Here is a 25466-nt window from a genome sequence, read left to right as displayed (position 1 = left end):
CCGTAGTTACGCTAGTGCTTCCTTCTCGCGATCTTTTTGTTCGTGATGTGCACGCTCGCCAATAAAAGCATAAGTCAAACAAACAATAGAAGTGATACAAGATCCGACTAGGATAATAAATCCGCCATCCCAACCAAAGTGGTCAACCGTGTAGCCAAGAATCGCATTCGCCGCCACAGCGCCACCTAAATAACCAAACAAACCCGTCAAACCAGCAGCCGTTCCTGCAGCCTTCTTCGGTGCAAGTTCGAGCGCATAAAGACCAATCAGCATCACCGGGCCGTAAATTAAGAAACCGATCGCGACTAGAGCCATCATATCAACGGTAGGGTTACCCGCAGGGTTAAACCAGTAAACCAGAACAGCGACAGTAACCAAAACCATAAACAAGATACCAGCAGGTGCTCGGCGACCTTTGAACAACTTATCTGAAATCCAACCACAAAGCAGTGTGCCTGGTATACCCGCCCACTCATATAAGAAGTAGGCCCAAGAAGACTTGTCTACAGAAAAATCTTTCGCTTCTTTGAGGTAAACAGGAGCCCAGTCCAACACTCCGTAGCGAATCAGATAAACAAATGCATTGGCAATTGCAATCGACCAAAGTAACTTGTTAGAAAAGACATATTTAAAGAAGATTTCCTTTGCTGTCATCTCTTTCTCATGTGACTTGTCGTAGTCATCTGGGTAATCTTCTTTGTACTCTTCAATCGGAGGCAAGCCACAAGACTGAGGTGTGTCACGCACCGTAAACCAGATAAAGATAGCAACGAGAGTGGCAAAGAAAGCGGGAACATAGAAAGCAGTTCGCCAGTCATCGTTAAACGCCCATAGACCTAGTATAAACAGCGGACCAATTAGGCCACCGCCGACATTGTGTGCCACATTCCAAACAGAGACGATCTCTCCCCGCTCCTTGCGTGACCACCAGTGCACCATGGTTCGTCCGCAGGCTGGCCATCCCATGCCTTGAAACCAACCATTCAAGAACAACAGAATGAACATTGCTGCAATACTTTCTGTTGCCCAAGGCATAAAACCAAAACAGAACATAACGAGCGCTGACATTAGCAAGCCACCACTTAGAAAGTAACGTGGGTTGGAACGATCAGACACGCTGCCCATCAAAAATTTTGACAGACCATAAGCGATAGATACTGCGGCAAGTGCAACACCAAGGTCACCCCGACTAAAACCTTGTTCAATTAGGTAAGGCATAGCTAGGCTGAAGTTTTTACGTACTAGATAGTAGCCAGCATAACCGACAAAAATACCGATAAAGAGCTGCCAGCGTAAGCGCGAATAAGCGCTATCAATCTTATCGGTGGGTAAGCGATCGATATGCGCCTTAGGTTTAAATATTCCAAACATTGGGGCCTCATTATAACTTGAGCGATGGTAAGGTCTTAACAAACTCGAACGAGCAAAAAATAAGTTTCGTTCGAAAGCAAATGCATTCTATTAGGAATTCAATTTATTTCTGTGACAAATGTTGCATAAGAATTAAATCTGAGTAAATACAGTGTATTAAAGTTAAATTATTAGCGCGTGATTCCACTTTTCACATATTTGGTTACGATGTTATCTTCGACCAAATGTGCAAACGAAACAAACCAATCACGCCTATACATCGGTCGTGGTTTATTTTCTCTTAATGTCGATATATTTTCTAAACGCTAACGAACAATTATCAATAGTGGCGCGGCCTCACAAAACTCCTCTTACCAGTTTGTGAAATCATTTTTCCATCGGTAGTTTTAACTTTCTAGATAAGTTCACCTCCTTGATGACGACTTTATTAGTTTTCTTTTTTGTTCAAAAGATGCGCCATTTAACAAAAACAAACATTTTGATTAACAATTTTATGCTCAAACGCTCACTTTTAATGCGCGTTTGTTTTCGCAAACGTTTACATATGCACAATAGAGCCGTGCTAGACAAGCATAATTATTAAAGGACTCTTACTATGACAACGAACAAACAACCTACACTCTTAGGTGAGTGCTTGGCCGAGTTCATCGGGACAGGATTACTTATCTTTTTTGGCGTTGGCTGCGTTGCTGCTTTGGTATTAACAGGGGCAACATTCGGACAATGGGAAATTAGCATTATGTGGGGCTTAGGCGTCGCTATTGCTATTTACTGCACTGCGGGCGTATCCGGAGCGCACATTAACCCTGCGGTAACAATCGCACTAGCTGCGTTTCACGGGTTTGATAAAGCTAAAGTTATTCCTTACATCATTTCACAGTTACTTGGCGCTTTTTGCTCAGCGGCACTAGTTTACTCCCTATACAGCAATTTATTCACCGACTATGAAATTGCCCACGGTTTCGCGCGCAGCAGCCAAGATGCACTAGCAACAGCTGGAATTTTCTCAACTTACCCACATGCTTCACTCTCTTTCTTTGGCGCCTTTGCTGTGGAGTTTGTTATTACTGCTGTCCTTATGTTTGTCATTCTAGCTCTAGGGGATGAAAACAACGGAGCATCTCGTGGTGCTATGAACCCACTATTAATCGGAATTCTAATCGCTGTGATTGGAGGCTCACTGGGCCCGCTAACGGGTTTTGCCATGAACCCCGCTCGTGATTTTGGACCTAAGCTTTTTGCTTACTTTGCTGGCTGGGAATACGCGCTAACCGGAGCGAAAGAGATCCCGTACTTCATCGTCCCTATACTTGCCCCAATCGCTGGCGCATGTTTTGGTGGTTGGTTATACCCGAAAGCCATTGCGGCTTATTTGCCTCAAGAAGGCCACGGCTGCACAATTCCCAACCAATGTGAACAAGAAGACGAAGCGCAAGAAGCGCGCGCATAACCTTTCAACCCTGAATTAACTAAAATTAAAAGTAACGAAACAAAAAGGATTCTTACCATGACTGAGCAAAAGTACATTGTTGCCCTAGACCAAGGCACCACAAGCTCTCGCGCCGTAATCCTAGACCACGATGCAAACATTGTAAGCGTTGCGCAACGTGAGTTCACACAAATTTATCCTAAAGCAGGCTGGGTTGAGCACGATCCACTCGAAATATGGGCAACTCAAAGCTCAACACTGGTTGAAGCTCTTGGTAAGTCGGGTATCCGCAGCGACCAATTAGCGGGTATCGGTATCACCAACCAGCGAGAAACCACCATTGTTTGGAACAAAGAAACCGGCAAACCTGTCTACAACGCTATTGTTTGGCAATGTCGCCGCACCGCAGATATTTGTGAAGATTTAAAGCAACGCGGCCTTGAAGATTACGTACGTGATAACACAGGCTTAGTACTCGACCCATACTTCTCGGGTACCAAAGTAAAATGGATTCTTGATAACGTTGAAGGTGCTCGCGAAGACGCGAAAGCGGGTAAGCTGCTGTTTGGTACGGTCGACACTTGGCTCGTTTGGAAAATGACGCAAGGCCGTGTTCATGTGACTGATTACACCAATGCTTCACGTACCATGCTATTTAACATTAATGATCTCTGTTGGGACCAAAAAATGCTCGATGAATTGGGCATCCCCGCATCCATGATGCCCGAGGTCAAATGTTCTTCTGAAATCTATGGTCAAACGAACATTGGTGGTAAAGGCGGAACTCGTATCCCTATTGCTGGTATTGCCGGTGACCAACAAGCCGCACTCTATGGGCAAATGTGTGTCGAAGCAGGACAAGCTAAAAATACCTACGGCACAGGCTGTTTCTTGTTAATGAACACTGGCCAAGAAAAAGTAACGTCGAAGAACGGTCTTCTGACTACATTAGCTTGTGGACCAAAAGGGGAGCCATCATATGCCCTAGAAGGCGCTGTATTTATGGGAGGAGCATCGATCCAATGGTTGCGTGACGAGATGAAACTACTCGCTGACGCAAAAGACTCTGAATACTTCGCAACTAAAGTAGATTCGTCAAATGGGGTTTATGTTGTCCCTGCATTCACCGGACTGGGTGCACCTTATTGGGATGCGTATGCTCGTGGTACGATTGTCGGCCTAACTCGCGGTGTGAACGCCAATCACATCATACGTGCAACATTAGAAGGGATTGCTTATCAAACGCGAGATGTACTCGACGCAATGCAAGCTGACTCGGGTATTAAACTCGCAAACCTTCGAGTCGATGGTGGTGCAGTTGCGAATAACTTCCTTATGCAATTCCAATCTGACGTATTGGACACCGAAGTGCATCGTCCTCAAGTTACCGAAGTCACCGCGCTAGGTGCAGCATATTTAGCGGGTTTGGCGGTTGGCTACTGGAACAACATTGATGAGCTGCAAAACAAAGCGGTATTAGATCGCACTTTCGTTCCTCACCATGACGAAGAAAAACGAAACCGACGCTATAAAGGTTGGAAACGTGCAGTGAAGTGTGCGCAAACTTGGGCACAAATGCACGATGATGAAGACTAGATCACCGTATCGTTAAGCAACTAAGGGCGCAATTCAAGCGCCCTTTTTGCGCCTTAGCCCTTGTTCCTTATGACTCCCTCTTCTTTCCATGGTCAAATTCGAGCACAATAGTCACAATACAACTATCGAATGCGGCTTTTCGAAATTGCCGACCAACCTCGTTCAGGGAGCAATGAGTGAAACAGATACCAAGACATCAGCAGATCATCAAGTTGGTTCAAAAACAGGGCTATGTTAGCACGGAAGAACTGGTCGAGAAGTTTGACGTAAGCCCGCAAACCATTCGCCGTGACTTAAATGAATTGGCAGACACGAATAAAATCCGTCGTTATCACGGCGGAGCAACCATCCCATTGAGTTCAGAAAACACCTCTTATAACACACGTAAGAGCCTAAATTTCAATGAGAAAGATGTCATTGCTGACGAAGTCGTGAAACACATTCCCGATGGTGCGACTCTATTTATTGATATTGGCACCACACCAGAAGCTATTGCACGCGCACTGAGTAAAAATCACAAACAGCTACGCGTGGTTACCAACAACATTAATGTTGCTACCATCTTGCTGCCTAACCCAGAGTTCAAGGTTATCCTTGCCGGTGGAGAGGTCCGTAATCGAGATGGAGGTATCGTCGGTGAAGCGACGCTAGATTTTGTTAAGCAGTTCCGTTTAGACTTCGGCATTTTGGGTATTAGTGGTATTGATTTTGATGGCTCTCTACTCGACTTCGACTACCATGAAGTCAGGGTTAAACAAGCAATCATAGAAAACAGTCGTAGCGTATTCTTAGCTGTTGACCACTCTAAGTTTGGGCGTAACGCTATGGTTAAGCTCGGCAATATATCTCAGCTACATATGTTGTTTACCGACAAACAGCCCCCTAAAGAAATCTTGTCAATTCTTAAAGAAAACGCCATTCCACTTGAAGTGGTCGCGAACGAAGATTAGTTACTCCCCACTCAGAAGTATTTAACCTTATTGAAACCTTTATCATTAGATAAAGGTTTTTTTGTGTTTAAATCACACAAACGAGCATAAACGAAAATAAATAATGACCACAAACGAAACCTAGGCTAGGATTGAATCATGTTCACAAATGCTCGTTCGCTCAAACACGAGGTCATATTCATGAGTAACAACCCGAATGCGGCTACTTCGCACAAAATTTTAGATTTGATCATTATTGGTGGTGGTATCAATGGCGCAGGTATTGCTGCCGATGCTGCTGGTCGTGGTTTATCCGTTGGTCTTTATGAAGCGAACGACTTTGCTTCAGCAACGTCTTCAGCAAGCTCTAAGCTTATTCACGGCGGCTTACGCTATCTTGAACACTATGAATTTCGTTTAGTTTCGGAAGCACTCGCAGAACGTGAAGTAATACTGAAAAAAGCACCCCATGTCGCTCAACCCATGCGCTTTCGCCTACCACACCGTCCATTTTTACGCCCTGCGTGGATGATCCGCTGCGGCTTGTTCCTTTATGACAATTTAGGCAAACGTACTACCCTACCTGCGAGTAAAGGGATCGACTTAGCCAAGTCGGGCATACTCAAGCCTGAAATGAAAAAAGGCTTCGAATACTCAGACTGCTGGGTAGATGATGCTCGATTGGTGCTACTTAATGTACTTGCGGCTCAAGAAAACAATGCAGAAATACGTAATTACTGCCGCGTAGAAAGTGCCCGCAGAGAGGGAGCGATATGGAACGTCACTATCCGTGATGAAAGCACTGGCCAAGTATTTGAACGTCAAGCGAAAGCCCTAGTCAATGCTGCTGGCCCTTGGGTTAAACAATTCTTCGACGATGGCTTAGAGCAGGACTCTCCACGTAATATTCGCTTGATTAAAGGTTCCCATATTGTCGTGCCACGCATTCATGATGAGCCTCAAGCGTATATCCTTCAAAACCAAGACAATCGCATTGTATTTATGATCCCTTACCTAGATAAGTTCTCGATCATTGGTACTACCGATGTGGAGTACCAGGGTGATCCTCGAGAAGTTGCGATCTCCGACGAAGAAGTCGATTACCTCATCGACATCGTTAACCAGCACTTCATCCACCAGCTTAAACGTGAAGACGTAGTTTGGACATACAGTGGTGTGCGTCCTTTATGTGATGATGAATCCGATTCGCCACAAGCCATCACACGTGATTACACGCTTGAACTTGAAGCTAAATATGACCAAGCACCACTGCTGTCTGTATTTGGAGGTAAACTCACCACATACCGTAAACTTGGTGAAGCAGCGTTAACTAAACTTAAGCCTTATTTGCCAGAGATGGGAACTGCTTGGACTGCTCACCACGCGTTACCGGGTGGGAACTTTAGCTGTTCACGAGAGCAACTTGCTGCATCCATACGCAAAGAATATCCGTGGATTTCTGAGGCATTGTTACTGCGCTATGTCACTCAGTTTGGCACTTATTGCTGGAAATTACTCGAAGGTGTAAAAAGTGTCGATGATCTTGGCTTCAAGTTCTCAGACTCAGCACAAGGCGTTTATCAACGTGAGATCGATTACTTGATTGAGCATGAAATGTCGGTAACTGAGGAAGACATTTTGTGGCGTCGTACCAAACTGGGCTTGTATCTGGATGACCAAGAGCAACAGGTGCTAGGTGACTACCTAAAGAGCAAGCAACCTAAAACTGTCGTTGAGTTTTCTGAGGTAGGTTAACCCCCACTGTCCTACCTATAAAAGGCTTGGCGCATACCAAGCCTTTTTCTTTGTCTAATAACTCATCCGGGATGACCATCGACTCTAGGTGTAATCAGCATTTTGCCAAATAATCCAACATACATAGCAAATGCGAGTACCCACAAGGCAGCGCTGATGTTAACCGATTCAATCAGGTACTGGGGGAAGAAAGCGACACCAAGACTACGAATCAGAGCAGCTAAGACAATTGCCACAAAAGCAATACTCATGTTTGGCCCCTGGTAAATCGCGCGTCCAGTGTGTCCCATCGTCACACGCGCGATCATCGCCAAAATAACACCGCCAATGGCTCCAATAGCAAACAGATGTAGCATATTGTGGCTGGCAAATGGATTATTTAGTAAACCTCGTAACAATAGACTCAGCGGAATACATAAGTAAGTCGCGTGTAGTGACCAAACTAACGGTTCACTTAAAGTTCTCCATGGCTGCCACCTCATTACACGAATCAGATGCGCCACGCCCGATATGACCATCAATGGCCGGCCAAGTTCAGCAAAAGTCATCGGGAAGAAACTAAGAATAAACAGCCCCACCAAAGGCAAATTAGCCACCCACTCGAGCCAAACTATAGGTTGAGGTTTTTCGAAATTAAACCGGCGAGCAGTAAAAAATGGGATCACTCGGCTTCCCATTACAGATAGCAGTAAAGTGAACCACCACAGCATGGCTTGCCAAACCGCAGATGAGGAGAATGGTGGCATGCCTTTCACAGTCGCATAACTGGCAAAGTTAGCCGCAATCGCAAGGATGAATAGTGGTACAAAAAACAGATTACGCCACCCTTTGGCTTTCACCACTCGGGTGCCAACTTCGAATGCCGCCATGGCTAAAAAAAGCGCTTCAATTGAAGAGATTAACCACAACGGAGCGGGGGTCCATAACAATAAACGAGGCGCTAACCACAACACGGCCAAGATAGCTAAACGGTAATGTTTGGTGCCGTTAATCCCCGTCCAGTTTTGTACTGCAGTTAAAACAAAGCCGACAACAATTGCCATCGCAAAACCAAATACCATCTCATGGACATGCCACCATAGTGCAGGGACTTGCAATAGCTTGGGCTGACCAGATTGAAACATCCATACCCATAAAGCAATGGCAATAACAGCATAAATGGAACCAAGCAGAAAGAAAGGTCTAAACCCTAGACGCAAAACGGGCGGAATGGCTTCTTCAACCTTTTTGTCGGTAATATTGAGCACTGAAAGACTCCTAAACAAATTAAAATCTCTAACTCGTTTAACTATCGCAAGAAGTGTTCCAGTTTGTTAAAGCGTTATAGACTCTTGCTTTCAGCGCTCTAATCACTCAATTTAAAGTCATAATGACACAATAAACACATGTCATTATGACCTCAATAAAACAATTTGTATCACTTCCTTTTGTCACGAAAAGTCGCTAGTTTAGAACTCTACTGATCATGCCAATCAAGAAGGAGAACAGAATGGCAAGCTATATCTTTGGTTATGGCAGTCTAATGAACTCTGAATCACGCCAGTTGACGGGCCAAACCTCTACCGCAACTCCGGCCACAATACATGGCTTCAAGCGCTATTGGGGCAAAGTTGATGAGAGCTACATTCTGTCACCGTTAGTCGTCGATAAAGGCCAAGGACAAGTGAATGGAGTTTTGCTTGAGGTCAGCGATACTGGGCTACAAGAGTTTGATGTTAGAGAGCGTGGGTACCACCGAATTTTAATCTCAACGGATAAACTAGACGCAGAACTATCGCTGTCGACAGGTGACCAAATTTGGGTCTATATCAAAGACAGTCCAGAGCCACCTTGTTCATTGAGCCCAATAATGCAGACTTACGTCGATACTGTACTGGCAGGCTGCCTAGAAATTTCCGAGCAGTTTGCCCAGCAGTTTGTTGAACATACCTTTGGCTGGCACTTTCCATTGGAGAATGATCGCCATCAGCCCAAATATGGCAATTTAGCAGGAGTAAAACCAGAGCACCACAACACAATTGATGCTCTGGTGGCTGAAGCAAGAACCTAACTAAAAACCCTCAGCCGACAAGAGAGCTCTATACAATACGAACCCCAGCAGGCATAGAACGCTCTGGGGTTAACAGTACACTTTGTGATTCATCATCCGTCTCAGCGCAAAGCAGCATGCATTCAGATGTTTCTCCACGCATTTTAGCTTTCGCCAAGTTACACAGTACCACCACTTCTTTGCCCATCAATTCTTGTTCAGTGTAGTAAGGCACTAAGCTAGTGACGGTTTGCAGCGTCTTTTCTCCAATATCAATCTGCACTATGTAGAGCTTGTCCGCGTTTTCGTGGCGAGCGACTTCGATGATTTTTCCTGTACGCATTTCCAGTTTGGCGAAGTCAGTGTATGCGATCGTTTCCATGATAAACCTCAGCACATTGATTAAGTAAAGTTTTACTAAAAGATAACGTTTACACTATCAGCAACCACTTATATTGCAAGTGGTAAAGATCGCATTTCAAGAAACTGAATGCTATACAATTTGCCTTATTTACATTCAAAGGGTTAAATAACTCTAGGAATATTTATCGAGGTCAAACATGGCAACTATTAAAGATGTCGCCAAAGAAGCGGGCGTATCGATCGCTACCGTCTCTCGGGTCATAAACAAATCCCCAAAAGCGAGTAAAGCCTCTATTGCCTCAGTGACACAGGCGATGGCGAAACTTGGCTATCGCCCAAATGCCGCGGCGAAAGCGTTGGTAAGCCAAAGCAGTAATACAGTTGGAGTGCTAGTGGGCGATGTATCCGACCCATTTTTCGGTACTATGGTCAAAGCAGTCGACAATGTTGCCCATGAACACGGCAAGCATATCCTGATCGGTAACGGTTACCATAGCCCTGATGAAGAGCGCAAAGCAATTGAACTGTTAATCAACAACCGTTGTGACGCACTGGTCATTCACTCGAAAGGTTTGTCAGATGAAGAGTTGATAGGCTATGCCAAAGAAGTCAAAGGCTTGGTTTTTATCAATCGCCATATTCCAGAAATGGCCGAACGCTGCATTGCACTGGATAACCGCAAAGGCGCCTATCTCGCCACGGAATACCTTATCCGCCATGGCCACACTAAGATAGCTTGCGTCGCTTCAGCGCATCGTATTGAAGACTCGGATCAGCGTGTTGATGGTTACTTGCAAGCCCTGCGAGATAATAATATCGAGCTTCCGCAAAGCTATATTGAATATGGTGAGCCGAACAATGACGGTGGTGAAGTTGCCATGACCAACCTGCTGACTAAGTCGTTAGACATCACTGGCGTTGTGGCATACAACGACTATATGGCCGCGGGTGCGCTGTCGGTATTAGACGAAAACGGCATCAAGGTTCCGGATCAAATCTCAATGCTTGGTTTTGATGATGGCTTGATCGCTCGCTATGTCAGCCCTCGCCTGACAACGATCCGTTATCCAATCGCCATGATGGCTGAACGAGCGGCGCGTTTAGCGCTGAATTTAGCCAAAGAACAAAGCTCCAACGATGAAGCATTAATGTTTACTCCGACCTTGGTACGCCGAAATTCAGTTGAGAAAGTCACCTAAACGTGGCACCAGTTAGAACAAACAAAGGCGTTACCTTGAATAACGCCTTTATTGTTTTAGCATTTAAGCCACGCCATGACCTTTAGACGCAACCCAAATTCGGTACCATTGCTCATTAGTCAATGACAGTTCAAATGCGCCGACTGCAGAGTGGACACGCTCAATGTTACCACTGCCCAAGATTGGTACTGGGTTAGACGGTAAACGCAATACCCATGCAAAGATGACTTGGTCGATCGAGCTTGCACCGACTTCTTGCGCCACTTCTGCCAAGGTATGACGTAAACGACACATCTGTTCGCTCTCTTCGCCGAAGATACGCCCACCGGCGAGACAAGACCAAGCCATTGGCTGCACGCGATGCTGCTGAAGCTGTTCAAGCGTGCCATCTTCCGTCACTTGCAAATTCACTGGGTTGATCTCGACTTGGTTAGTGATCAACGGCTGTTCAACTCTTGATTGCAATAAAGCAAACTGAGCAGGTGTGAAGTTAGACACACCAAAATGCTTTACTTTCCCCGCAGCTTTTAACTGAGCGAACGATTCAGCCGCTTCATCTGCATCCATGAGTAAGTCAGGGCGATGTAGGAGTAACACGTCTAAATGATCGGTATTCAAACGAGTTAACGATTGATCAACGGATTCAACAATGGCGGCTTTACCACTGTTGTAGTGATTAACCTGAGGATCTTCACCGCGATAAATTCCGCATTTTGAAACAATCTCAATTTGGTCGCGCAAACCGCTATCTAGCGCTAACACTTCTCCAAACATACGCTCACACGCAGAGTCTGGGCCGTAAACAGGCGCATGGTCTACCGTCGTAATGCCTAGCTCTAGGTGCTGCTTAACAAATGACAACTGCTGTTGGGTGTTCATTCCCCACTCAGCCATACGCCAGTAACCTTGGATCATTGGTGAAAACACCGGATGTGTCTTGTTCATCTCTATCCCCTGATACATAGACCTCACCATTGCAATATTGCCGTGAGTTTAATCTGTTCTATGCCCAGTATACTGGTATGAAAGCTAGGGATTAAACTAGCTAACAAGAAAAGATAATTCGATATACAGCACAATAAGCAAAGTTTAATATTCTATATAGGACGATATAATTGACGATAGATTCAACAACGAAGGCGAGTCAGATATGCAAAAGATGCACAAACGCTTTGAACGATATGCGTTATTTAGTGAAGTCGCAAAGCAACTCAGCTTTTCTAAGGCCGCGGAAAATTTAGGCATTTCACGCAGCTACCTTTCTTCACAAATCAATCAGCTAGAGCAAGAATTAGATACAAGTCTACTGATTCGTTCAACGCGTAATGTGCGCCTGACTGCGGCGGGAGAAAAAATTCTCGCTAAGATGCAGTTTATTAATACATCGATCGTCGAGTTAGAAAAAGAGCTCGACCACACCAAATGCGATGTCAGTGGCCTACTTCGAATTACTGCGCCCACCATTTTTAGCCATCGTTTCTTGATCGATATCTGTCATCAATTTCAGCAGCAATACCCAGAAATCGAGTTTGATCTTGATGTTGGTTATAACCGCGAAGATCTAACCAAAAGTCATCTCGACTTGGCAATTAGAGCCACCAACAATCCACCAGATAATATGGTGGCGAAAAAGCTTATTCCCTATCAACACATCTGCTGTGCATCGCCACAGTATCTTGAAAAACATGGCCTACCCAGTCACCCAGACGAGCTAGTCAATCACAACTGTTTATCCGATCCCAACTTACGTCGCTGGCAGTTTGTCGATAGTACCAAGAGCATTGAGGTCGAAACGAATGGCGATATGCTGATAAACGACAACTTACTGCTTCTGACTGCCGCGCAACAAGGCAAGGGGGTTATAAAAATGCCAAGCTACTTGGTGCAGCCTTCTTTAGACAGCGGACAATTAGTACAGCTACTGCCGAACTACTTTATCGCAAGAAGCAATATTTATCTCATCTACCCACCGCAACTGCGCAGCAGCAGCAAGCTTGCCGCTTTTATCGATTTCACCCAAAAGTGGTTTGAAGATAAGTAGTCGCTACATACAAACAAAAAAAGCCACTTCCAATCGCTTGGAAGTGGCGTCGAAATTACCGACAAAATGTTTGCAAATGAATATGGACAGGGATAAATGCTCTACACTGTTTCAGCAACCTGTGCTGGAGCTGGTGTGCGAATTAGGTAATCGAACGCGCCTAAGCTTGCTTTTGCCCCCTCACCCATGGCGATGATGATTTGCTTGTACGGCACTGTGGTTACGTCACCTGCAGCAAAGACACCGCTCATCGTGGTTGCACCATGTGCATCAATCTCTATTTCACCACGTGGTGAGAGCTCAACCTTAGTACCTTTCAACCACTCGCTGTTTGGCATTAGACCAATTTGAACAAAGATACCAGCCAGTTCGATGCTCTTAATCTCACCTGTGTTGCGATCTTGGTATTCCAAGCCCGTGACACGGTTGCCGTCGCCTAACACTTGTGTGGTTTGCGCCATCTTGATGATTTCAATATTAGCTGTCGCATTGGCTTTATCGATCAGAACTTGGTCAGCGCGTAAGGTGTCTGCAAACTCCAGAACAGTAACATGTTCAACGATACCTGCTAGATCAATCGCCGCTTCAATCCCTGAGTTACCGCCACCGATTACTGCTGTTTTCTTGCCTTTAAATAGTGGGCCATCACAGTGTGGGCAGTAAGCAACCCCTTTGTTGCGGTACTCTTGCTCACCTGGAACATTCATTTCACGCCAGCGTGCACCTGTACTGGTAATCACTGTGCGAGCTTTTAGTACTGCGCCGCTTTCAAGCTCAACGTGGATGTAACCATCTTCGGTCTGCTCTGCATCGATAATGTTGGCAGCACGTTGCTCAGTCATTACTTCCACGCCGTATTCTTTAACGTGCTCTTCTAGACTCGCAACCAACTTAGGACCGGTTGTTGCTTTGACTGAGATAAAGTTCTCAATCGCCATCGTGTCCATCACTTGACCACCGAAACGATCAGCGACGACACCTGTGCGAATGCCTTTACGTGCTGCGTAGATTGCCGCCGAAGAACCCGCAGGGCCACCGCCAACAACTAAAACATCAAATGGTGCTTGTTCATTTAGGCTGGCTGCTTTTTTCTCTGCTGCACCAGAATCAACTTTGTTGAGAATTTCAGCCAGTGACATGCGGCCTTGACCAAACAACTCACCGTTGATGAAGACACTTGGCACCGCCATGATATCGCGTGATTTCACTTCATCTTGGAATGCTGCACCATCAATCATGGTTGTTTTGATTAAAGGGTTAATCGCAGACATCATGTTGAACGCCTGAACCACTTCAGGACAGTTTTGGCATGATAGTGAAATAAAGATTTCCACGTTTAGTGCTTGGTCTAGCTGCTTGATCTGCTCAATCACTTCCGCTTCTAGCTTGATTGGGTGACCGCCACTGTGGAGAAGAGCCAAAACAAGTGAAGTAAACTCGTGACCCATTGGTAAGCCTGCAAAACCAATCGTTGTACCTTGTGTTTGGTTCACAACCTGCATAATCGGTTTGCGTGAGCTTGCGTTGTCGTCACGCGTTACTTGGATTTTGTCTGTCAGTGAAGCGATATCATCCGCCAGTGCTTGGAGCTTGCTTGCTGTTTCGCTTTCATCAAGGCTCAATACAAGCTGAACGTCTGTTTTTAAGTTTTCTAGGTATGCTTTAAGCTGCTGCTTCATCGCTTGGTCTAACATGATATTACCTACTATTCATTTGTGATTCAGGTGCGCTCTACTGCGCTGATGGAGCTATATTGCCCTGCCGTCGTAGATAGATAAATTTGAACGTTTCTATTAGTTTGGTAGGCAAAACCTATCGAAAACTCCACGCCATCAGAATTGTTTTCTGCAAAAAATCAAACGCAAAAAGCCACACCCTATTCGGGTATGGCTTTATCATTAAAGGCGGTATGCCAAGCTCAATAGGAGCAGAGCAAGGCATACCTGTACAAACCTGGTAATGAGGTTAGATTTTACCTACTAGGTCTAGAGATGGCGCTAGAGTCTCTTCACCTTCTTTCCATTTCGCTGGGCAAACTTCACCTGGGTTTGCTGCAACGTACTGTGCTGCTTTAACTTTACGTAGTAAGTCTTCTGCGTCACGACCGATACCTTCAGCAGTGATTTCCATTGCTTGGATAGTACCTTCTGGGTCGATTAGGAAAGTAGCACGGTCAGCAAGACCTTGACCTTCACGCATCACGTTGAAGTTGTTAGTGATAGTGCCAGTTTGGTCACCTACCATGAAGTATTCGATAGTACCGATCTTGTCAGAAGTATCGTGCCATGCTTTGTGTGAGAAATGAGTATCAGTTGACACTGAGTAAACTTCTACACCACGTGATTGAAGTTCAGCGTACTTCTCTTGTAGGTCTACAAGCTCAGTTGGACATACGAAAGTAAAATCAGCTGGGTAGAAGAAGAATACTGCCCATTTGCCTTTCACGTCTTGCTCTGTGATATCAACGAACTCGCCGTTTTTAAATGCTGTTGCTGAGAATGGTTTGATTTGTGTGTTGATCATGATTTTACTCTCTTTCTAATCTAGTGTTTGAACGCTGCCTTGCGTCGATGGAGTTATATTGCCCTGACCAGGTTGATAGGTAAATTTGAACGTTTCTATTGCTCTGATAGGGAATCACTATCAATCGAGATAGAGAAAATCTATCAACTCCACATGGAAGTAGAGAGCGTGGCGATTTGAGGTGTGTTGCGATAAAGTGGCATCTATTAATACCCTTAATTGACTCACCATGATTTCCGTTCCGTTAAACAGTTTTGTTCACCGCGTTAACGATAAAGCGCAGGTTATCAGCGCGATTGTCGCTAATAGCTGCCAAGTAAAGCGTATCCGACGCTCTCGGCATTGGTTGCTGAGTGGAGAGGAACAAGCGTTAAGAGAACTCAAACAACACTTGGTTACGGAAGACACATTGTGGATAGCAAAAGCGATCGATAAAGCCTTACCCACTCCCGCTGTTGATCTGTCAGCCATCATTGCTGAATCACCGAATATCACGGTCAATCAGCTCATTACTCAGTCAGGCTGTTCTCTCTCTGAAGCAAGAGCCGCGATTGACGAATTTGAAGGGTTTTAACGCCAGTCATCAGACTGGCGTTATTAGGGTTTGTTGACCTTTTGAGGTTAAATTTTGTTCGAGATAAAAGCGTTTTAATCGCGGCGAGAGGTTTGTAGCCTAGTCATTCTAAGCAAAACACCTCTCAACAAAGAGTAAAACGCTTTTAGCCGAACCCTTCGGGCAGCGTTTGTGGCTCCTTTCTGCTGCGTTATCGGCTTATCAGGTAGGGCAACTACAATTCAAAGCCTCTGCCTTGCATTAAGCCCCCACAAACTGCTGCAAAAATCAGCGCAAAAGGTCAACAGACCCTAGTAGGTGGTGCTTTCGAAGCTAAATTAGAAAGCAAACTGATAAGTGGTTTTATACCTATATTCTTGATCTGGGTAGAGAATACAACTTGGTTGCTGCCATTCGGGATGGTTAGGCGAATCAGGTAAAAATTGGGTCTCCAATGCTACGCCTGCGTAGTCTGCATATTCTTCCCCATCGCGCGCAGGGGTTCCTGCTAACCAATTACCAGTATAAAGCTGCATTGCGGGCTTATCGGTGAACACGCGCATAGTCACTAAGCTGTCTTCACTAACTAGGCTGGCAACGGGTAATGTTCTGTCTCGGTTTGGCTCAAACCAATAGCTGTGATCATAGCCTTTCGCCGCTTGCTGTTGTTCATCTTGCAACAAGTCTTGCGTGATGCTTTTCGCCACGCGAAAGTCGAACCCGGTACCGCTAACACTTTCAAGCCCGCCAAGTGGAATCCCTACATCGTTGGTTGGCAAATAGTAATCAGAACAAACACTCAGAGTATGATGACGCGCATCTAACTTGCTGCCCGCGCCATTGAGATTAAAGTAGGCGTGATTAGTCAGATTGATTGGCGTCGCTTTGTCGGTGTCAGCAAGGTATTCGATCGAGACGTTGCCCTCGTCATCGAGCTGATAAGTTACAGAGACACTTATATTGCCGGGGAAGCCTTGGTCACCATCTGCAGATTGGAGACTGAAAGTCACCCTTTGTTCTGCTTGCTCAACAATTTCCCAGCGCAGCTTATCAAAGCCAGTGACGCCACCATGTAAGCAATTACCAGCTTGGTTAGTTACCAATTGAACATTCTGCCCTTCGAGATCAAAAAGGCCATTGGCAATGCGGTTTGCATAGCGACCAACTGTTACCCCCATGTAACTTTGTTGGCACTCAAAGTCAGCCATAGCCCCTACACCAAGCAAGACTTCACGCTGCTCCCCGCACGCCAAAGGTAAACGACAACTGAGCCACGTAGCCCCGATGTCCATCAACACAATGCTAACCCCTCTAGCATTGGTTAATTCGATTAACTGAGCAGGCTGCCCATCATAGGCAGGCTGCTTAGTCATACTCTCAAAAAGAGGATGAGCCATCATTTAAGTTACTCCACCACACCCGCGCCATTTTTTGCTTGGCACACGTAGATAGACTCTTTCAGCCCAGTCGCAGCTTGATACTGTGCTGCAACCGCCGCTTTTACTGACTCAACAAGTTCAGGTGGCATAACCGCAACAATACAACCGCCAAAACCGCCACCTGTCATACGAACGCCACCTTGCTCACCGATCACTTGTTTAACGATCTCAACTAAGGTGTCGATCTCTTTGACTGTGATTTCAAAGTCGTCACGCATAGAGGCGTGGGATTGTGCCATCAACTTTCCGATGCGCTGCATATCGTGATTGCGTAACGCCTCAGCCGCTTCAACCGTTCTATCGTTCTCGCTGATTACATGGCGTGCGCGTTTTGCAACTAACTCATCTAATTCAGACGCCTTAGCATTGAACTGCTCAATAGTGACATCACGCAACGCTTTCACACCAAAGATGCGCGCCGCTTCTTCACATTGCTCACGGCGAGTGTTGTATTCACTATCCACCAATCCGCGCTTTTTGTTCGAGTTGATGATCACCACTGACATATTTTCAGGCATTGAAACCGCCTGTGTTTCTAGGCTGCGACAATCAAGCAGCATTGCGTGACTCTCTTTACCTTCAGCAGAAATCATCTGATCCATAATGCCGCAATTACATCCGACAAATTCATTCTCAGCTTGCTGACCATTAAGAGCAATCTCAGCCTGAGAAATTTCTAGGTTGTAAAGCACCTTAAATGTCTGACCAATCACCACTTCAAGCGCTGCTGATGAGCTAAGCCCTGCGCCTTGAGGAACATTGCCGCTGACAGAAATATCCGCGCCACTAAACTCGTAACCACGCGCAATAAGACACTTCACCACACCACGGATGTAGTTCGGCCACATTTTATCTTGCTGAAAGGTAATCTCTTCGGTGATATCAAATTCATCAAGGTCATTGCCATAATCAACAGACACGACACGTACAATGTTGTCATCACGTTTAGCCGCAGCTACCACCGTTTGGTAGTCAATTGCACATGGCAGAACAAAACCATCATTGTAGTCGGTATGCTCACCGATCAAATTAACGCGACCCGGCGCTTGAATAATATGGCTTGGTGCATAGCCCAGCGCTTGTTGAAAAGAAGTTTTTACGTTTTGGATTAGATCAGACATAGTAAATTCTCAGCTTCAATATTTAGTTAGATTCCCAACTCGTTCGTCCCTCACTCTCGAGAATGACACTTCGCTAATGATTGAGTTTGTCATTCCAGAATCGAGGGACGAGATGTCAGGAATCTCAAATTTTTATCTATTCACTATCGGAAAAATGACCGAGGCTACTGTTCTTTGTAGTGAATATCGCTCAAATCTCGCAGACGCTGCGCTGCCTGTTCAGCAGTTAGGTCGCGTTGGCTTTCTGCTAACATTTCGTAGCCAACCATGAACTTACGAATTGCTGCGCTGCGCAGCAGTGGTGGATAGAACAATGCGTGAAGTTGCCAATGGTCAATATCGGTGCCCCGTTCAAAGAAAGGAGCGTAATGCCAACCCATAGAGTAAGGGAAAGAGCATTGGAATAGGTTGTCGTAACGGCTAGTCAGTTTTTTGATCGCAGTAGCCAGATCGTCACGCTGCTCACCCGTTAACTCACTCATTCGACGAATATGCGTTTTTGGAAGCAGCATGGTTTCAAATGGCCACGCCGCCCAGTAAGGCACGATCGCAACCCAGTGCTCCGTCTCGACCACAATACGCGAGCCATCTTTTAGTTCCGCTTGCACGTAATCGATCAGCAAGTTGCTCCCATGCTCTTGGTAGTACGCTTTTAGATTCTGCTCTTTACGTTCGATTTCATTTGGTAAGAAGCTATTCGCCCAGATTTGACCATGCGGATGCGGCTGAGAGCAGCCCATCGTCTCACCTTTGTTCTCAAACGCTTGAACCCAAACATAGTCTTTACCTAGCTCTTCGATTTGCTCGTTCCAGGTATCAATTACACCGCGGATATTGTCGACTGGCAGTTCTGGCAGAGTTTTACTGTGATCAGGGGAAAAACAGATAACACGACTCAATCCGCGTACGCCCTGAGTTTTGAATAGTGGATTATCAGACTCGGGCGCTTCTGGCGATTCCGGCATCAAGGCGGCAAAATCGTTATTAAACACATAAGTGCCTTGGTAGTCAGGGTTTAGATCCCCAGAAATACGCTCGTTAGTCGGGCACAAAAAACACTTGCCGTCATAGCTTGGTAAGTCATCAATAGCCGGGGTTTCATCAGCCCCACTCCATGGACGCTTGGCGCGATGTGGTGAAACTAAAATCCACTGCCCTGTAAGCGGGTTGTAGCGACGGTGTGGATGATCTACTGGGTTAAATTCAACATTCGACATCTTAGTTACTCAACTTTTAAAATTATATTTCCGCATTCCCCAATGAAATTGGAGTTGTAGCTAGGCAGCAAGCTTTCCAATTTCCATGAGCATAGATCTTCTATGTGATTGGAATTGGAAAGCGCAGATAACAACGCTGCGGCTTCAATTACGCAGGGGAATAGCCGTGAGGGTTATTTGACTGCCACTTCCAAGTATCGGCCGTCATTTCATCAACACTGCGGATGGCTTTCCAACCAAGGTCTCGCTGCGCTTTATCTGTGCTTGCCCAGCATTCGGCAATATCTCCAGGGCGACGCGGACACATTTCATAGGCAATTGGGGCACCGCAAGCTTTACCAAAGGCATCGATCATTTCTAAAACACTTGAGCCTTTGCCTGTGCCTAGGTTGTAAATATGCAGTCCGGCCTTTTCACCCACTGCCTTTAGCGCTGAAATATGCCCGTCGGCGAGATCCATTACGTGGATATAATCTCGAACCCCCGTACCATCAGGAGTTGGGTAATCATTACCAAACACAGACAGAGACTCACGGCGACCTACCGCAACTTGAGCAATAAATGGCATCAGGTTGTTGGGAATGCCTTGAGGATCTTCTCCCATTGAGCCAGATGGATGCGCGCCGACCGGATTAAAGTAACGAAGTAAGGTAATGCTCCAATCGTTTTCTGCACTGAATAGATCACTCAAACACTGCTCGACCATATATTTGCTGCGGCCATAAGGGTTGGTTGTGGCCCCCGTCGGAGAGTCTTCAGTAATCGGGACAGTTTTCGGCTCGCCATACACTGTTGCAGAAGAACTAAACACAATACTTTTCACGCCAGCTTTACGCATACAACGTGCTAAGACTAAGGTGCCGTTGACATTGTTATCGTAGTACTCGAGGGGTTTTGTTACCGATTCACCGACCGCTTTGAGTCCAGCGAAATGAATAACTGCATCGATATCATGCTGCGCAAACACAGAATCTAGAAACGCCTCGTCACGGATATCTCCCAAATAGAATTTTGGGGGTCTGCCCGTTAACACCTCAATGCAATTCAACACTTGTTGTTTTGAGTTACATAGATTGTCGACGATAATTGGCTCCATCCCTGCTTCAATCATTTGAACGCAGGTATGGCTGCCGATGTATCCCATCCCGCCAGTTACTAAAACTTTCACTCTTTGCTCCCCAGATAATCTTGAGCACTAAATACTCAATGCTTGATGTTGGGAAAAGTCTACCAATCAAACCGCACACAGATCCGTGATCGTCTTCGCATTGTGTAAACGTTTCCACAAATTTGCACAATAGAAACGGGAAGGCAGCAAAAAGAAAGTGATTTTAATCCTTGGACTAAAGAGCCTTGTAACCCTGTATTTATTGGTTTTTTGCAAACCTCGCTAACTGCTTTTCACCCAAGACAACGCTAACAACAATTTTTACTAAAAATTAGTACTTCATCAGTGTGATTGTTTACAATAGAGACCAATAGTTAGATTGCCCGCTCAAAAAGGGATGTAAGAACACATGGCAACACTAAAAGATATTGCAACTGAGGCAGGCGTTTCTTTAGCGACGGTTTCGCGAGTCTTGAACGATGACCCGACACTAAGTGTCAAAGAAGAAACCAAGCACCGCATTCTGGAAATTGCAGAAAAGTTAGAATACAAAAGCAGTAGCTCAAAACGTGCGGGACTTGGGAAAAAGCACAATCACCATTTCCTTGCTATCTACAACTACAAGCAAGAAGCAGAAGTGAATGACCCTTACTACCTGTCGATTCGCCACGGCATTGAGACCCAATGTGACAAACTAGGCATTGAGCTTACTAATTGTTATAACAATGAAGTTTCATTAGAAGGCAGTAAAATTACAGGTGTTCTTTTGGTTGGTCGTAGCCACCCTGAGGTTTTATCTGAAGTAAAGAAACTCACGGAAAATATCTGTTACGTTGACTTTAGTGACTCAGACTCCGAGTATGATTCCGTCGACATCGATTTGGTAAGAATTAGTAAAGAGATCACCGACTTCTTTATTGAACAGGGTTATCAACGTATCGGCTTTATCGGTGGTCAAGATGAACCAAATAGTGCCGATATCCGTGAAGTAGCGTTTGCTGAATATGGCCAGTTAAAAGGAGTGGTGTCGTTAGATGATATCTATCGCGGCGATTTCACTAGTTCTTCAGGGTATGATTTAGCCAAAGAATTGCTCGCTAAGCCGAATTATCCTAACGCACTATTTATTGCTTCTGATTCGATTGCTATCGGGGTGCTGCGCGCGATTCATGAGCATGGTCTTAATATTCCGCAAGACATTTCACTTATCAGCGTTAACGATATTCCAACCGCTAAATTTACTTTCCCTTCTCTTTCTACGGTTCGAATTCACTCTGAAATGATGGGCATTCAAGGGGTGAACTTGCTGCTCGAAAAAGCTCGTGACGGCCGCGCCCTACCCTTACAAGTTTATGTCCCAAGTAAACTCAAGTTACGAGATACGACAAAGCATTAATTAACTCTCCTACACACAATAATTAAGGCGCTGATTTTCAGCGCTTTTTTATTCTTTTTCGCTCTAATCACTCTACTATTTACCTTAGTTCCCTCACTTTCACTGCTTAATAATCACTCTTTTAATCAGATCACAGCTTTCAGATAATTCAGTCAATAAATCGTGATCAAGTTAAAGTAAAACGTTTTCATTAATTTATTTTAGTAAAACTTTTACTAATATATTTCCTAGATGCTCAGTGAGCAATTATTTCATTACAACGTCGGCATGATCATTCGATCGTTTTAGCCGAGGGAGAATAAACGTGAACAACTGGGAAAACTTCCTTCATCTACATGAGAATCGTATGGCACCACGTGCTTACTTCTTCTCATACGACTCAGTTAAGACTGCCCAAACATTCCAACGTGAGCTAAGTAGCCACTTTATGCTGTTGAGCGGCCAATGGAACTTCAATTTTTTCACTAACCCAATGTTGGTTCCTGAAGAGTTTTACTCGCAAAAAATGGAACAGTGGGGTCAAATTACCGTCCCTAATATGTGGCAAATGGAAGGCCACGGTGATCTTCAATACACCGACGAAGGTTTCCCATTCCCAATTGACGTCCCTTTCGTCCCATCAGACAACCCGACTGGTGCTTACCAGCGTACTTTTACTCTGGGTGAAAACTGGAACAACAAGCAAACCATCATCAAGTTTGACGGTGTCGAAACTTACTTTGAAGTGTATATAAACGGCGCATACGTCGGGTTTAGTAAAGGCAGCCGCCTAACCACAGAATTCGATATTTCTGAGTTTGTGCTGCAAGGTGATAACCTTCTTGCGGTTCGTGTGATGCAGTGGGCTGACTCTACCTATATTGAAGACCAAGACATGTGGTGGACTGCGGGTATCTTCCGCGATGTTTACCTAGTTGGTAAAGAGCAAGTTCACGTCCAAGACCTGACAGTTCGCACTGATTTCGCCGACGATTACCTTGCCGCGACCCTTTCTTGCCAAGTAGAGCTTGAAAACTTAACCACTCTACAGGCTTCAGGTTATTCCCTTGATTACGCCCTAATAGATAAAGGTCAGGTTGTTGCACAAGGCTCATGTAGCAACCTGACTATCGACGACAAAGCGCAGACTCACTTTAAGATTGAAATGGACAGCCCTACTCACTGGACTGCCGAAAATCCATACCTTTACCAGCTGGTTGTAACGTTAAAAGACAACCTAGGTAAAACCCTTGAAGTGATCCCGCAGCGTGTTGGCTTCCGCGACATTAAAGTTCGCGACGGCCTGTTCTACATCAACAACCAATATGTGATGCTACACGGGGTAAACCGCCACGATAACGATCATCTAAAAGGTCGCGCTGTCGGCATGGATCGCGTTGAAAAAGATATCGTGTTGATGAAGCAGCACAACATCAACTCAGTGCGTACTGCACACTACCCTAATGATCCTCGCTTCTACGAACTGTGTGACATTTATGGTCTATTCGTCATGGCAGAAACCGATGTTGAGGCCCATGGCTTTGCCAACGTTGGCGATCTAAGCCGCATCACTAACGACGCTGCATGGGAGGCCGTCTTCGTCGAGCGCGCCGAGCGTCATATCCAGGCGCAGAAAAACCACCCATCGATCATCATGTGGTCGCTCGGTAATGAGTCTGGCTACGGCTGTAACATTCGCTCTATGTACGATGCGACCAAGGCAATTGATGATACTCGTCTAGTGCACTATGAAGAAGACCGTGACGCCGAAGTAGTCGATGTAATTTCAACTATGTACTCACGCGCTCAGCTAATGAATTACTTCGGTGGGTTTCCACATGAGAAGCCACGCATCATCTGCGAATACGCTCACGCAATGGGCAATGGCCCTGGTGGTCTAACCGAATACCAGAACGTGTTCTACCAGCACGACCATATTCAAGGTCACTACGTTTGGGAATGGTGTGACCATGGCATTCTTACGCGCGATGAGAAAGGCGAAAGCTTCTACAAATACGGTGGTGACTACGGCGACTATCCGAACAACTACAACTTCTGTATGGATGGTCTAGTCTACCCAGATCAAACACCGGGCCCAGGTCTGAAAGAGTACAAGCAAGTGATTGCGCCAGTGAAAATCCGCGCGATTGACGAGCAAGCCGGTAAGTTCATTGTTGAGAACAAGCTTTGGTTTACCAACCTCAATGATTACACCATCACGGCCGATATTCGCGCTGAAGGTGAAACACTCCGCACAGTTCAGTTCAAAGTAGAAGAGCTTGCAGCTAACTCTGAGCGTGAAATTGAAATCGCGATTCCTGAGCTTGATGAACGTGAAGTCTTCATCAACTTCACAGTGCGCAAAGATTCTTGCACGCTTTACAGCGCAGCGAACCACGACATTGCACTGTACCAATACCAGCTAAAAGAAAACACAGCGACAGAGGCTGTATTTAGCAACCACAACGCTACGCCACTTAACTTAGAAGAAACTCGCCTCGATTACCTAATCTCAGGTAACAACTTTACGCTTAACTTCTCGAAGGTAAACGGCAAGCTGATCTCTTGGATTGTCAATGGTGAAGAGCTGATCAAGTCACAGCCTAAGCTGAACTTCTTCAAACCAATGATCGACAACCATAAGCAAGAACATGAAGGTTTGTGGGAGCCAGCACATCTGCAAATCATGCAAGAGCACTTCCGCACACTAAATGTTGAGCAAGTGAATGGCAAAGTAGAGATAACGACCACCAGCATTATTGCGCCACCAGTATTTGATTTCGGCATGCGTTGTGAGTACCGCTACCAAGTCAATGCCGAAGGCCAACTGAATATTGAACTAAGCGGCGAGCGTTACGGTGACTACCCTCATGTTATTCCTGTAATCGGCCTAGACCTTGGCATTAATGGCGACTTCGACCAAGTGAAATACTACGGCCGCGGCCCTGAAGAGAACTACCAAGACAGCAAGCAAGCCAACATGATTGATGTTTACCAAAGCACGGTAGCTGACATGTTTGAGAACTACCCGTTCCCGCAAAACAACGGTAATCGTCAGCACGTTCGCTGGGCATCACTGACCAATCGCAATGGCACAGGTTTACTTGTGAAGCCGCTACAAGAGATCAATTTCAGTGCTTGGTTCTATACCAATCAAAATTTACATCAAGCACAACACACGATTGAGCTAGAAACAAGCGGTTACATCACGCTAAACCTAGACCACAAGCTGATGGGGCTTGGCTCTAATTCTTGGGGCAGCGAAGTACTCGATTCGTACCGAGTATATATGGACAAATTCCGTTACGGGCTGACCTTAGTACCACTACAAGCTGGTGACTGCAGCGCTCAAGTAATGGCACAACACCGCTTTGAACAAGGTTTCTTTACTTCAACTACAGCAAATGAGGCATAACCC

General features: G+C 45.5%; 20 protein-coding genes. 10 read left to right on the top strand and 10 right to left on the bottom strand.

Annotation, left to right across the window (positions count from 1 at the left end; all coding sequences use genetic code 11):
* Positions 1 to 6 precede the first annotated feature (6 nt).
* Complete coding sequence (glpT, locus tag APB76_RS19455; protein ID WP_054962391.1) at positions 7 to 1371, bottom strand: glycerol-3-phosphate transporter; 1365 nt, start codon at positions 1369 to 1371, stop codon at positions 7 to 9.
* A gap of 595 nt (positions 1372 to 1966) precedes the next feature.
* On the opposite strand from glpT, the gene APB76_RS19450 reads away from it, so the two are divergent.
* From APB76_RS19450 to glpD, 4 genes are all read left to right on the top strand, one after another.
* Entirely contained in the window at positions 1967 to 2821 is an 855-nt protein-coding gene (locus APB76_RS19450; RefSeq protein WP_049846475.1) for an MIP/aquaporin family protein, read from the top strand.
* A gap of 57 nt (positions 2822 to 2878) precedes the next feature.
* Entirely contained in the window at positions 2879 to 4396 is a 1518-nt protein-coding gene (glpK, locus tag APB76_RS19445) for a glycerol kinase GlpK (protein WP_054962392.1), read from the top strand.
* Between the two features lie 176 nt (positions 4397 to 4572).
* Positions 4573 to 5346 (top strand): DeoR/GlpR family transcriptional regulator, encoded by a 774-nt coding sequence (locus APB76_RS19440; protein ID WP_049846473.1) that lies wholly within the window; start codon positions 4573 to 4575, stop codon positions 5344 to 5346.
* Between the two features lie 180 nt (positions 5347 to 5526).
* Positions 5527 to 7080: a glycerol-3-phosphate dehydrogenase gene (gene glpD, locus APB76_RS19435; protein ID WP_054962433.1), complete on the top strand. Its 1554-nt coding sequence runs from the start codon at positions 5527 to 5529 to the stop codon at positions 7078 to 7080.
* A gap of 62 nt (positions 7081 to 7142) precedes the next feature.
* Here the strand turns inward: glpD and APB76_RS19430 are convergent, their stop codons facing one another.
* The gene (locus tag APB76_RS19430) at positions 7143 to 8327 is read right to left on the bottom strand and encodes an NnrS family protein (RefSeq protein WP_054962393.1); all 1185 of its coding nucleotides are present in this window, start codon (positions 8325 to 8327) and stop codon (positions 7143 to 7145) included.
* A gap of 242 nt (positions 8328 to 8569) precedes the next feature.
* Here APB76_RS19430 and APB76_RS19425 point away from each other — a divergent pair, with 242 nt between their 5' ends.
* Complete coding sequence (locus tag APB76_RS19425; RefSeq protein WP_054962394.1) at positions 8570 to 9130, top strand: gamma-glutamylcyclotransferase family protein; 561 nt, start codon at positions 8570 to 8572, stop codon at positions 9128 to 9130.
* 28 nt (positions 9131 to 9158) lie between these two features.
* Here the strand turns inward: APB76_RS19425 and APB76_RS19420 are convergent, their stop codons facing one another.
* Entirely contained in the window at positions 9159 to 9491 is a 333-nt protein-coding gene (locus APB76_RS19420; RefSeq protein ID WP_049846470.1) for a tRNA-binding protein, read from the bottom strand.
* Positions 9492 to 9669: 178 nt separating this feature from the next.
* Here APB76_RS19420 and APB76_RS19415 point away from each other — a divergent pair, with 178 nt between their 5' ends.
* Positions 9670 to 10671, top strand: a complete 1002-nt coding sequence (locus APB76_RS19415) for a substrate-binding domain-containing protein (protein ID WP_054962395.1) — start codon at positions 9670 to 9672, stop codon at positions 10669 to 10671.
* A 63-nt stretch (positions 10672 to 10734) separates the two neighbouring features.
* On the opposite strand, the gene APB76_RS19410 is transcribed toward APB76_RS19415, so the two are convergent.
* Entirely contained in the window at positions 10735 to 11616 is an 882-nt protein-coding gene (locus APB76_RS19410; protein ID WP_082880318.1) for an aldo/keto reductase, read from the bottom strand.
* Positions 11617 to 11821: 205 nt separating this feature from the next.
* Here APB76_RS19410 and APB76_RS19405 point away from each other — a divergent pair, with 205 nt between their 5' ends.
* Positions 11822 to 12712 carry a LysR family transcriptional regulator gene (locus APB76_RS19405; protein ID WP_054962397.1) on the top strand — a complete coding sequence of 297 codons (891 nt, stop codon included), beginning with the start codon at positions 11822 to 11824 and terminating at the stop codon, positions 12710 to 12712.
* Between the two features lie 101 nt (positions 12713 to 12813).
* On the opposite strand, the gene ahpF is transcribed toward APB76_RS19405, so the two are convergent.
* Both ahpF and ahpC read right to left on the bottom strand, forming a co-directional pair.
* Entirely contained in the window at positions 12814 to 14406 is a 1593-nt protein-coding gene (gene ahpF / locus APB76_RS19400) for an alkyl hydroperoxide reductase subunit F (RefSeq protein ID WP_054962398.1), read from the bottom strand.
* A 271-nt stretch (positions 14407 to 14677) separates the two neighbouring features.
* Positions 14678 to 15235 (bottom strand): alkyl hydroperoxide reductase subunit C, encoded by a 558-nt coding sequence (gene ahpC, locus APB76_RS19395; protein WP_004747884.1) that lies wholly within the window; start codon positions 15233 to 15235, stop codon positions 14678 to 14680.
* A 229-nt stretch (positions 15236 to 15464) separates the two neighbouring features.
* On the opposite strand from ahpC, the gene APB76_RS19390 reads away from it, so the two are divergent.
* Entirely contained in the window at positions 15465 to 15809 is a 345-nt protein-coding gene (locus APB76_RS19390) for a ribosome recycling factor family protein (RefSeq protein WP_054962399.1), read from the top strand.
* A 317-nt stretch (positions 15810 to 16126) separates the two neighbouring features.
* Here the strand turns inward: APB76_RS19390 and galM are convergent, their stop codons facing one another.
* The 4 genes from galM to galE all read right to left on the bottom strand — a co-directional run bounded on the left by galM (position 16127) and on the right by galE (position 20733).
* The gene (gene galM / locus APB76_RS19385; RefSeq protein WP_054962434.1) at positions 16127 to 17185 is read right to left on the bottom strand and encodes a galactose-1-epimerase; all 1059 of its coding nucleotides are present in this window, start codon (positions 17183 to 17185) and stop codon (positions 16127 to 16129) included.
* Positions 17186 to 17193: 8 nt separating this feature from the next.
* Complete coding sequence (gene galK, locus APB76_RS19380) at positions 17194 to 18348, bottom strand: galactokinase (RefSeq protein WP_054962400.1); 1155 nt, start codon at positions 18346 to 18348, stop codon at positions 17194 to 17196.
* Positions 18349 to 18512: 164 nt separating this feature from the next.
* Entirely contained in the window at positions 18513 to 19565 is a 1053-nt protein-coding gene (locus APB76_RS19375; RefSeq protein WP_054962401.1) for a UDP-glucose--hexose-1-phosphate uridylyltransferase, read from the bottom strand.
* A gap of 148 nt (positions 19566 to 19713) precedes the next feature.
* Entirely contained in the window at positions 19714 to 20733 is a 1020-nt protein-coding gene (gene galE, locus APB76_RS19370) for a UDP-glucose 4-epimerase GalE (RefSeq protein WP_054962402.1), read from the bottom strand.
* Between the two features lie 349 nt (positions 20734 to 21082).
* On the opposite strand from galE, the gene ebgR reads away from it, so the two are divergent.
* Both ebgR and ebgA read left to right on the top strand, forming a co-directional pair.
* A complete protein-coding gene (gene ebgR, locus APB76_RS19365) occupies positions 21083 to 22069 on the top strand; it encodes a transcriptional regulator EbgR (protein WP_054962403.1) in 987 nt (328 codons plus the stop codon).
* 304 nt (positions 22070 to 22373) lie between these two features.
* Positions 22374 to 25463 carry a beta-galactosidase subunit alpha gene (gene ebgA / locus APB76_RS19360; RefSeq protein WP_054962404.1) on the top strand — a complete coding sequence of 1030 codons (3090 nt, stop codon included), beginning with the start codon at positions 22374 to 22376 and terminating at the stop codon, positions 25461 to 25463.
* Positions 25464 to 25466 lie beyond the last annotated feature (3 nt).

This window comes from Vibrio bivalvicida (assembly GCF_001399455.2).
Classification (GTDB): Bacteria; Pseudomonadota; Gammaproteobacteria; order Enterobacterales; family Vibrionaceae; genus Vibrio; species Vibrio bivalvicida.
Note: the sequence above shows the minus strand (reverse complement) of the source record. Positions and strands in the feature narration are given on the sequence as shown.

Coding starts and splice junctions, on each gene's coding strand:
- glpT (WP_054962391.1), bottom strand. CDS start 1,371: ATGTTTGGAATATTTAAACCTAAGGCGCATATCGATCGCTTACCCACC.
- APB76_RS19450 (WP_049846475.1), top strand. CDS start 1,967: ATGACAACGAACAAACAACCTACACTCTTAGGTGAGTGCTTGGCCGAG.
- glpK (WP_054962392.1), top strand. CDS start 2,879: ATGACTGAGCAAAAGTACATTGTTGCCCTAGACCAAGGCACCACAAGC.
- glpD (WP_054962433.1), top strand. CDS start 5,527: ATGAGTAACAACCCGAATGCGGCTACTTCGCACAAAATTTTAGATTTG.
- APB76_RS19425 (WP_054962394.1), top strand. CDS start 8,570: ATGGCAAGCTATATCTTTGGTTATGGCAGTCTAATGAACTCTGAATCA.
- APB76_RS19420 (WP_049846470.1), bottom strand. CDS start 9,491: ATGGAAACGATCGCATACACTGACTTCGCCAAACTGGAAATGCGTACA.
- APB76_RS19415 (WP_054962395.1), top strand. CDS start 9,670: ATGGCAACTATTAAAGATGTCGCCAAAGAAGCGGGCGTATCGATCGCT.
- APB76_RS19410 (WP_082880318.1), bottom strand. CDS start 11,616: ATGAACAAGACACATCCGGTGTTTTCACCAATGATCCAAGGTTACTGG.
- APB76_RS19405 (WP_054962397.1), top strand. CDS start 11,822: ATGCAAAAGATGCACAAACGCTTTGAACGATATGCGTTATTTAGTGAA.
- ahpF (WP_054962398.1), bottom strand. CDS start 14,406: ATGTTAGACCAAGCGATGAAGCAGCAGCTTAAAGCATACCTAGAAAAC.
- ahpC (WP_004747884.1), bottom strand. CDS start 15,235: ATGATCAACACACAAATCAAACCATTCTCAGCAACAGCATTTAAAAAC.
- APB76_RS19390 (WP_054962399.1), top strand. CDS start 15,465: ATGATTTCCGTTCCGTTAAACAGTTTTGTTCACCGCGTTAACGATAAA.
- galM (WP_054962434.1), bottom strand. CDS start 17,185: ATGGCTCATCCTCTTTTTGAGAGTATGACTAAGCAGCCTGCCTATGAT.
- galK (WP_054962400.1), bottom strand. CDS start 18,348: ATGTCTGATCTAATCCAAAACGTAAAAACTTCTTTTCAACAAGCGCTG.
- APB76_RS19375 (WP_054962401.1), bottom strand. CDS start 19,565: ATGTCGAATGTTGAATTTAACCCAGTAGATCATCCACACCGTCGCTAC.
- ebgR (WP_054962403.1), top strand. CDS start 21,083: ATGGCAACACTAAAAGATATTGCAACTGAGGCAGGCGTTTCTTTAGCG.